The sequence below is a fragment of the Azohydromonas lata NBRC 102462 genome, from assembly GCF_001571085.1.
In the GTDB taxonomy this organism is placed as follows: Bacteria; Pseudomonadota; Gammaproteobacteria; order Burkholderiales; family Burkholderiaceae_C; genus Azohydromonas; species Azohydromonas lata.
The window spans coordinates 1-8621 of the sequence record NZ_BCTC01000168.1 but is presented as its reverse complement, the minus strand read 5'-3'; the positions used below and the strand labels follow the sequence as shown (position 1 = coordinate 8621).

11 protein-coding genes are annotated in these 8621 nt (G+C 58.2%); all 11 read left to right on the top strand.

The window, feature by feature from the left end; translation table 11 throughout:
- Nucleotides 1–488 (top strand): energy transducer TonB (locus ALA01S_RS29335; RefSeq protein WP_157119387.1); only part of this gene is annotated, 488 nt, incomplete at its 5' end.
- Nucleotides 489–535: 47 nt separating this feature from the next.
- Nucleotides 536–1294 carry a MotA/TolQ/ExbB proton channel family protein gene (locus tag ALA01S_RS29330; RefSeq protein ID WP_066343025.1) on the top strand — a complete coding sequence of 253 codons (759 nt, stop codon included), beginning with the start codon at nucleotides 536–538 and terminating at the stop codon, nucleotides 1292–1294.
- Between the two features lie 36 nt (nucleotides 1295–1330).
- Complete coding sequence (locus ALA01S_RS29325) at nucleotides 1331–1756, top strand: ExbD/TolR family protein (RefSeq protein ID WP_066343030.1); 426 nt, start codon at nucleotides 1331–1333, stop codon at nucleotides 1754–1756.
- A 31-nt stretch (nucleotides 1757–1787) separates the two neighbouring features.
- Nucleotides 1788–2210, top strand: a complete 423-nt coding sequence (locus ALA01S_RS29320) for an ExbD/TolR family protein (RefSeq protein ID WP_066343022.1) — start codon at nucleotides 1788–1790, stop codon at nucleotides 2208–2210.
- A 23-nt stretch (nucleotides 2211–2233) separates the two neighbouring features.
- Nucleotides 2234–3205 (top strand): MBL fold metallo-hydrolase, encoded by a 972-nt coding sequence (locus tag ALA01S_RS29315; protein ID WP_084268068.1) that lies wholly within the window; start codon nucleotides 2234–2236, stop codon nucleotides 3203–3205.
- 210 nt (nucleotides 3206–3415) lie between these two features.
- Nucleotides 3416–4381, top strand: a complete 966-nt coding sequence (locus tag ALA01S_RS32390; RefSeq protein ID WP_084268067.1) for an ABC-three component system protein — start codon at nucleotides 3416–3418, stop codon at nucleotides 4379–4381.
- Nucleotides 4320–4598: an ABC-three component system middle component 6 gene (locus ALA01S_RS35530; RefSeq protein WP_373863019.1), complete on the top strand. Its 279-nt coding sequence runs from the start codon at nucleotides 4320–4322 to the stop codon at nucleotides 4596–4598. The genes ALA01S_RS32390 and ALA01S_RS35530 overlap by 62 nt, the downstream gene beginning before the upstream one ends.
- On the top strand, nucleotides 4589–6325 hold the full coding sequence (locus ALA01S_RS32380) for a DUF2326 domain-containing protein (RefSeq protein ID WP_084268069.1): 1737 nt from the start codon (nucleotides 4589–4591) through the stop codon (nucleotides 6323–6325). The genes ALA01S_RS35530 and ALA01S_RS32380 overlap by 10 nt, the downstream gene beginning before the upstream one ends.
- A 119-nt stretch (nucleotides 6326–6444) precedes the next feature.
- Entirely contained in the window at nucleotides 6445–7236 is a 792-nt protein-coding gene (locus tag ALA01S_RS29310) for an SDR family NAD(P)-dependent oxidoreductase (protein WP_066343015.1), read from the top strand.
- Between the two features lie 122 nt (nucleotides 7237–7358).
- A complete protein-coding gene (gloA, locus tag ALA01S_RS29305) occupies nucleotides 7359–7760 on the top strand; it encodes a lactoylglutathione lyase (protein ID WP_066343013.1) in 402 nt (133 codons plus the stop codon).
- A 36-nt stretch (nucleotides 7761–7796) separates the two neighbouring features.
- Nucleotides 7797–8441, top strand: a complete 645-nt coding sequence (locus ALA01S_RS29300; RefSeq protein WP_066343012.1) for an FMN-binding negative transcriptional regulator — start codon at nucleotides 7797–7799, stop codon at nucleotides 8439–8441.
- Nucleotides 8442–8621: the final 180 nt, after the last annotated feature.

Genomic DNA, 8621 nt, shown 5'->3' with positions numbered 1-8621 from the left:
CGCCGCCGCCGCCCCGTGCCGCGCCGCCACGCCCGGCGCCCACGCCCGCACCGCCGCCGCCAGCCGTGGTGCCGGTGCCCGAGATCCAGCGCCCGGCGCCGCAAGCCCCCGCCATCACCAGCGTGCCGGTGGCGCCGCCGCCGGCCCCGCCCGCGCCCCCGGCCCCGCCACCCGAGGCCCCGCCCGCCCCGGTTCAAAGAACCGCGCCGGTCATCAATTTTTCGGGCTGTGCCAAGCCGGACTACAACGCGGCGGCGCGGCGCGCCGAGGCGCAGGGGTCCACGGTGATCAGCTTCCTGATCGACACCGACGGCCGCGTGCTCGAAAGCCGCGTGGACCGCTCCTCCGGCGCAACGCGAGAACACAAGATGCTCGACCGCCTGGCGGTGGACGCGCTGGCGCAGTGCCGCTTCAAGCCCGGCACCGTCAACGGTCAGCCGGAGCGCTCCTGGTCGCGCGTCGAATACGTCTGGAAGCTGGTGGACTGATCGTCCCCGGCGCACCTCCTCCTCATTCCCAAGTCCGCCCCCGCACCATGCTCGCCAAGAACAAGACCCTCTGGACCCGGCCGCTCGTCGCGGCCCTGCTGGCCGGCTGCAGCCTTTACGCCGGGGCGCAGGCCGTGCAGACCCAGGCCGTCGCCAACCCCTACGGGCTGCAGGCCATCTGGGAGCAAGGCGACCTCGTGGCGCGCGGCACGCTGGTGCTGCTGCTGCTCATGTCCATGGGGAGCTGGTACGTGATCTTCACCAAGCTGTTCGAGCAGCGCCGGCTCATGAAGAGCGCCAGCGCCGCGGCGCAGAGCTTCTGGAACGCCGACAGCGTCAAGGCCGGCACGCAGGGGCTGCAAACCGGGAGCGCCTTCCGCTTCATCGCCGAGGCCGGTTTGAAGGCCAGCGAGCACCACGAAGGCAAGCTCACCGAGCAGATCGACCGCCACACCTGGATTTCCATGTCCATCCAGCGCGCGATCGACAACGTGGCCAGCCGGCTGCAGGACGGCCTGGCCTTCCTCGCCACCGTGGGCTCCACGGCGCCCTTCGTGGGCCTGTTCGGCACCGTCTGGGGCATCTACCACGCGCTCACCGCCATCGGCATCAGCGGCCAGGCCAGCATCGACAAGGTGGCCGGGCCGGTGGGCGAGGCGCTGATCATGACGGCCATCGGCCTGGCCGTCGCCGTGCCGGCGGTCATGGGCTACAACTGGCTGATCCGCCGCAACAAGGCCGCCATGGAGCAGGTGCGCGGCTTCGGCAGCGACCTGCACAGCGTGCTGCTGGCGGGCAAGCGCTAAGACCTCGCACGGGAGCCGACGGCCATGGCCATGGGCATGGCGCCGCAGGACGGCGCAGACGGCGAGGAGTCGATGATCTCCACCATCAACACCACGCCCCTGGTGGACGTGATGCTGGTGCTGCTGATCATCTTTTTGATCACGGTGCCGGTGGTGACGGCCTCCATCAAGCTGGAGCTGCCCAAGGAGCGCAACCAGCCCACGCAGACCAAGCCGGAGAACGTCGTGCTGGCGGTGGCGCGGGACGGCGGAATCTTCTGGGGCCTGGAGCCGCTGGACATCGACGCGCTGCAGGCGCGGCTGCGCGTGGTGGCGGCCAAGGACGAGCAGCCCGAGATCCACATCCGCGGCGACATGGCCGCCCGCTACGAGTCGGTTGGGCGCGTGGTGGCGGCGTGCCAGAAGGTGGGCATCCGCAAGATCGGCTTCATCACCGAGCCCCCGGCGAGCGGCGGGCGCTGAAGCAGCCCGCGGCGCGAGAGGAAACGACCCCATGGCGATGCAGTTCCGCGACCACAGCGAGGACGACGGCCTGATGGCCGAGATCAACACCACGCCGCTGATCGACGTGATGCTGGTGCTGTTGATCATGTTCATCATCACCATCCCCATACAGACGCACGCGGTGAAGATGGAGCTGCCGGTGGCCGCGCCCTCGACGCCGCCCACGCCGCCGCAGATCGTGCGCATCGACGTGGACGCCGCCGGCACCGTGACCTGGGACGGCGAGGCGCTGACCCACGAAGCGCTGGAAGCCCGCCTGGGCGCCGCCGCCGCGCAGACGCCCCAGCCGGAGCTGCACCTGCGCGCCGACCGCGCCGTGCCCTACGCGGCGGTGGCCGGCGTGCTGGCCGCGGCGCAGCGGCAGCGGGCCACGCGCATCGCCCTGGTGGGCAACGAACAATTCCTGCCCTGAGCACTGGACGGAAGCTTCACGAGATGACGACCCCCATGGACCTGCCCTCCTTCATGCAGCGCGCCGCCGAAGGCGTGTACGCGATAGACACCGGCTTCCAGCGCGAGGGCTTCGACGCCGCCTGGCTGCTGGTGCAGGACGGCCGGGCGGCCTTCGTGGACGCCGGCACCAACTTCGCCGTGCCGCGGCTGCTGGCGGCGCTGGACGTGCTGGGGATCGCGCGCGAGGCGGTGGAGATGGTCATTCCCACCCACGTGCACCTGGACCACGCGGGCGGCGTGGGCCTGCTGATGCAGGAGCTGCCCGCGGCGACGCTGTGGGCGCACCCGCGCGGCGCGCGCCACCTCATCGACCCGCGCGTGCTGTGGCAAGGCGCACTGGCCGTGTACGGCGAGGAGGAGATGAACCGCTCCTACGGCCGCCTGGTGCCCGTGGACGCGTCGCGCGTGCGCACGACGGAGGACGGCATGGAGCTGCGCCTGGCCGGCCGCGTCTTGCGTGTGCTGGACACCCCGGGCCACGCCCGCCACCACCACTGCCTGTGGGACGAAACCAGCGGCGGGGTATTTACCGGAGACACGTTTGGGCTGAGCTATCGGGAATTCGACGTGGCTGGAAAAGCCTGGATATTCCCGACCTCCACGCCGGTGCAGTTCGAGCCGGATGCGCTGAAGGAATCGGTGCTGCGGATTGCGGCGCTGCATCCGCAGCGGCTTTATTTGACGCACTTCGCCTGCGTGAGCGACGTGCCGCGGCTCACCGCGCTTTTCCTTTCGATATTGGATGCGATGGTGGCGCTTGGGCGTGGGTTAGCGGATTCGGCGCAGCGGCATGAGGAATTGAAGGCTGGGTTGTTTGAGATTTATTTGGCCAGTTTGAGGCAGCATGGGTGTTTGATGGCGGATTCGGAGATTCATGCATTGTTGGAGATGGATTTGGAGTTGAATGCGCAGGGGATGGGGGTTTGGCTGGGGAAAGAGAAGACTCCTCAATAAAAGCAGACCACTTCTCTTTTTCAAAAAAACTCAACATAAAATCAAAGATATATACAAAACCAAATCATGTCATACCGCCAAACCAATACTAAAACCAAGGCCAAATCACAACTTGCACGTTTTCTTCAAAACCCAAAACCAAACTACTAATTTTTCAGTTTAATGTAACAATATGCGTGGACAGCAATAATATCAAATTTCGGAAAAAATATGCAACGCTCAATTTATTGGAACATTTGCGAAGAAAAACTTTCTCTGCTTTGCACAAGAGTAGAGATGCGCGGTGTGTTGAACATTTTAGATTTTCATCTCCACTGCGAAGACTTTTACGCTCAATTTTTAAATTTACTCCTTGGATATTCGCTTGTCAATATGAATGCAAGCATTCAAAATGCGGACGGAATTGATTTAATTGACACATCAAATAAAATTGTATTACAGGTTTCATCTACAGCAACAAAAGCCAAAGTGGAATCATCTTTATGCAAAAATCTTTCAGCATACAAAGGCCACAAATTTAACTTTGTTTCTATTTCTAAAGACGCATCCAATTTACGCGACAAAGTTTATCAAAACCCACACTCCCTTGTGTTTCATCCTGCCACTGACGTTCACGATGTCAAATCCATTTTGCAGCTAATACTGCACTTCGACATAGCACGTCAACAGGAAATTCATGACTTCTTAAGAAAAGAGCTGCCCTCACAATCAGACGCAACCCCTTCCGAAACCAATATTGCAACAATTATTGGCATATTAGCAAAAGAGGATCTATACATCACTTCTAGTGACCCTAAGCCGATCCCTTTCGATATCGACAAGAAACTTGTTTTTAACAATCTAGACACAGCAGCAGAGATAGTAGAAGACTATAAGGTGCATCATCACAGGATTGCTCGTGTTTACGCGGAATTTGATACAATAGGGAAGAATAAAAGCACCTCAGTGCTAAACTCACTTCGCAAAAGCTACTTAAAACTAAGCCAGAAGTATAGTGGGGATCAACTATTCTTCCAGGTTGTAGATCAAGCAGTACAGACAGTGAAAAATAGCGCCAACTACATCGCAATGCCGCTGGAGGAACTCGAAATGTGTGTAAATATTTTAGTTGTAGATGCGTTTATTCGCTGCAGAATTTTTAAAAATCCTGAGGAGAACGCACATGCTTCTACCTAGAGATTCTCATCCTGCAAGCAGTCTTTATTTCAATGGTGCGTTCATAATTAAGGCATTGAAGGAAAATGATAAAGAACTGTCTTTAATAGACCTGTACATGGAGACAAAAAGGCACCGCGACATGCCGATTGCCATCTTTGTGTTAGCACTGGACTGGCTTTTCCTAGCGGACGCTATCTGCCCAAATAACAACGGAAGTATCAAATTATGTTCTTGAAGTATCTTCGCATTGAAAACAACGACGGACTTATTCGTCATATAAAGTTTCATGCCGGACTTAATCTCATTGTTGACGAAACTCCGTCAGAAGAAAAAAACCTTACGGGAAACAATGTCGGAAAAACCACTGTTCTTATGCTTATAGATTTTTGTTTGGGAGCCAGCCCCAAAGGGATATATACAGACCCTGAAAACAAAAAGAATGAAGACCTGAATGTCAAAAACTTTTTAATTAATACTGAGGTTCTAGTGACGCTAACACTCACTAGTGATCTCAATGCCTTATACGCAGAAGAAATAATAATTGAGCGCAATTTTCTAGCAAAGAAAAAGCTAGTACGCCGCATAAACGGCCAACAAAAGACAGAGGACGAATTTGAAGCTTACTTGACAAATCAGCTGTTCCCGGAACACTACGGGAAGAAGCCGACTTTTGGACAAATAATATCTCACAATATTCGCTACAAAGAAATTGGCGTAACCAACACATTAAAAACATTAAACGCATACACGCGGGATGATGAATATGAAACGTTATATCTTTTTCTGCTTGGCTGCGATTTCAATAGTGGCGACACAAAGCAAGAGCTTTTTTCGCGCATCCGCATTGAAACAAATTTTAAGGCACGTCTTGAGAGCAAGCAAACACGCTCCGCCTATGAGGCATCGCTATCTATACTAATCAAAGAAATCGATGTGCTCAATCAACGGCGAGCCTCTTTTCAAATAAATCAAAACTTTGAATTAGATTTAAAGAGACTGGACGATGTTAGATATCAAATTAATCTAACCCGCTCACAAATAAGCAGATTGCGTCTGCGAAACAACTTGATTACGGAAGCTACTCACGACGTAAGAGCAAACTCTTTTGCTGTAGATTTGAACGAACTTAAAAATCTTTACGGAGAAGTTTTAAGTCACTTGGGCGACATAACAAAATCATTCGAAGATTTGGTAGCATTCCACAACAAAATGATCGAGGAAAAAGTTAGATATATCTCCAAAGATGTGCCCAAACTTTCCGCAGAAATCGCTACTCGAAGCGAGGAGCTTAATCGCCTATTAGATGAAGAAAAATCAATAACAGAGCGCCTTTCCAAGTCGGGCTCCTTCAAAGAGCTTGAAGAAATAATCTTGTCTTTGAACGAAAAGCACCAGAAGCGCGGCGAGTTTGAAACCATTATTGAGCAAATTTCAGCCGTTGAAAGAAATCTTAAAACTCTGCATGAAGATCTAGACAAGATTGATGGTTTTCTTTTCTCTGGAGAGTTTGAAGCAAAAATTCAAGAAAAATTGAATAAATTTAATGAGTTTTTCTCTGCAGTCTCAGATGAACTTTATAGCGAAAAATATGCACTAAAGTTTGACCCAGTTACAACAAAAACCGGACAGCGCGTTTATAAGTTTAGCGCATTTAATACAAACTTCAGCTCCGGCAAAAAGCAAGGTGAAATTACCTGCTTTGATATTGCCTATACCCTATTCGCTGATGATCAAAAAATCCCATGCTACCACTTTCTACTTAACGACAAGAAAGAGCTAATGCACGATAACCAGCTTGCAAAAATTGCGCGCTTGGTAAACGATAAAGATAGACATATTCAGTTTGTTGCCTCGATACTTAGAGACAAATTGCCGCCAGAGCTCAATAAGGAAGAGTTCTTCATTGTTCGACTCTCACAAAATGAAAAGCTATTCAAAATTGAACAAAAGATTGCGCAATAAAATCCGCTTTCTAGGAGAAATTTTATTGTAATTTAACTGCGTACACATAACTTATAAAATTGAAATCCCAATTTTAACCACGATCTAAAATTCCTTTCGCGACCCAAGAAAGGAATCACATGGCAGCCATCCACTTCGGTCTTGACGACCGCCTCTTCGTCATCACCGGCGCCTCCCAAGGCATAGGCGCCGCCTGCGCTCGCCGCTTGACCGCCGACGGCGCCCGCGTCGCGCTGTGGGACGTCGCCGATGAGCCCGGCCGCGCGCTGGCCGAGGAGTTGGGCAGCGAGGACGGCCGCGCCCTGTATCAGCGCTGCGACGTCGCCTCCAGCGCCGACGTGCAGGCCGCCATGGCCGCCACGCTCACCTTCTTCGGCCGCGTGGACGGGCTGGTCAACAACGCCGGCATCTTCCGCGCCGCGGAGTTCCTCGACATCACGGAAGCCGACTGGGACGCCGTCATCGCCGTCAACCTCAAGGGCGCCTTCCTCGCCGGCCAGGCCGTCGCCCGCGAGCTGGTGCGCCAGGGCACGGGCGGGGCCATCGTCAACATGAGCTCGGTCAACGGGCGCACGGCCATTCCCACGATCGCCAGCTACAACGCCAGCAAGGGCGGCATCGACCAGCTCACGCGCGTGATGGCGCTCTCGCTCGTGAAACAAGGCATACGCGTCAACGCCGTGGCGCCGGGCACCATCGCCACCGAGCTGGCGCGACAGGCGGTGCTCACCAGCGAGGCGGCCCAGCAGCGCATCCTCAGCCGCACGCCCATGGGCCGCCTAGGCGAGCCCAACGAGGTGGCGGACACGGTCGCCTACCTGCTCAGCGACGCCTCCAGCTACGTCACCGGCGAGGTCGTGGTCGTGGACGGCGGGCGCATGGCGCTCAACTACACGATGCCCGCCGCCTGAGGACACGCCCGTCCCGCCCCGCGGGCGCACCGGCCGGCTGCCATGCCCGCCCGGGCGCGCCGTCCGGGGGCCGGGTGGCAAACTCGCCGGCCCAACTGCATCGCCACCGGAAGGCACAAGCCATGCGACTCCTTCACACCATGCTGCGCGTGGGCAACCTGCAGCGCTCCATCGACTTCTACACGCAGGTGCTGGGCATGGAGCTGCTGCGCACCACGCAGCGACCCGAGCAGCAGTACGACCTGGCCTTCGTCGGCTACGGCGGCGGCAACCCGGGCCAGGCCGAGATCGAGCTGACCTACAACTACGGCACCGACCAATACGAGCTGGGCACGGCCTACGGCCACATCGCCATCGGCGTGCCGGACGTGGCCGCCACCTGCGCGGCCGTGCGCGACAAGGCCGCCGCCCTGGGCGGCGCCATCACGCGCGAGCCCGGCCCGGTCAAGGGCGGCTCCACCGTCATCGCCTTCATCACCGACCCGGACGGCTACAAGATCGAGCTGATCCAGCGCGGCACCTGAGCCCCCGGCCCTTCCTCACCTCACGTCCCTCGCCCCATGTCCCGTTCCCTCTACCAGCCCAGCCACGGTTTCTTCCAGCAGCAGGACGCCGCGACGCTGCATGCGCTGATGCGCGCCCATCCGCTGGCCACGCTGGTGCACGTGGGCCCGCACGGCCCGGTGGCCGACGTGGTGCCGCTGGAGTTCGTCGCCGACGCGGGCGAGCACGGCACGCTGCGCGGCCACGTGCCGCGCGCCAACCCGGTGTGGCAACAGGCGCAGGGGCAGGAAGTGCTGGTGCTGTTCCACGGCCCGCAGGGCTACGTCAGCCCGGGCTGGTACGCCACCAAGGCCGAGCACGGCAAGGTGGTGCCGACCTGGAACTACGCCGTGGTGCAGGCCCGCGGCCCGCTGCGCGCCATCGAGGACGCCGCCTGGCTGCGCACCGAGCTGGGCCGCCTCACCGCGCACCACGAAGCGGCCGTCGGCGGCCATTGGGCGCTGGAAGACGCGCCGGCCGACTTCACCGACAAGCTGCTGGGCGTGATCGTGGGGATCGAGATTCCCGTGGCCTCGCTGGAAGGCAAGTTCAAGCTCAGCCAGAACCAGCCCGCCGTGAACCGGGACGGCGTGGAGGCGGGGCTGGAGGCGCAAGGGGCGCCTGCGGCGGCGCTGCTGGAGCGCATGCGGGCGACGCGGTGAGGGGCGAAGGCTGAGGCGCTGAGGGCGGCGGCCTGTCCCTTACGCACACTGCCCGCCGCAAGAGTCCGTCAGCGCCAGCCGGAGGCCGATCGGCAGCGCCCCCCGAGTCGTCATTCCCGCGCAGGCGCACTGCTGTCCGGGGAAAACGTAACGGTGGCCGCACAAGGCTGTAGGCCGAAG

What these genes read in the sequence shown, in the direction of transcription:
- ALA01S_RS29310 (WP_066343015.1), top strand. Translation starts at nt 6,445, where the DNA reads ATGGCAGCCATCCACTTCGGTCTTGACGACCGCCTCTTCGTCATCACC.
- ALA01S_RS32380 (WP_084268069.1), top strand. Translation starts at nt 4,589, where the DNA reads ATGTTCTTGAAGTATCTTCGCATTGAAAACAACGACGGACTTATTCGT.
- ALA01S_RS35530 (WP_373863019.1), top strand. Translation starts at nt 4,320, where the DNA reads ATGCGTTTATTCGCTGCAGAATTTTTAAAAATCCTGAGGAGAACGCAC.
- ALA01S_RS29315 (WP_084268068.1), top strand. Translation starts at nt 2,234, where the DNA reads ATGACGACCCCCATGGACCTGCCCTCCTTCATGCAGCGCGCCGCCGAA.
- ALA01S_RS29325 (WP_066343030.1), top strand. Translation starts at nt 1,331, where the DNA reads ATGGCGCCGCAGGACGGCGCAGACGGCGAGGAGTCGATGATCTCCACC.
- ALA01S_RS29300 (WP_066343012.1), top strand. Translation starts at nt 7,797, where the DNA reads ATGTCCCGTTCCCTCTACCAGCCCAGCCACGGTTTCTTCCAGCAGCAG.
- ALA01S_RS29330 (WP_066343025.1), top strand. Translation starts at nt 536, where the DNA reads ATGCTCGCCAAGAACAAGACCCTCTGGACCCGGCCGCTCGTCGCGGCC.
- ALA01S_RS29320 (WP_066343022.1), top strand. Translation starts at nt 1,788, where the DNA reads ATGGCGATGCAGTTCCGCGACCACAGCGAGGACGACGGCCTGATGGCC.
- ALA01S_RS32390 (WP_084268067.1), top strand. Translation starts at nt 3,416, where the DNA reads ATGCAACGCTCAATTTATTGGAACATTTGCGAAGAAAAACTTTCTCTG.
- gloA (WP_066343013.1), top strand. Translation starts at nt 7,359, where the DNA reads ATGCGACTCCTTCACACCATGCTGCGCGTGGGCAACCTGCAGCGCTCC.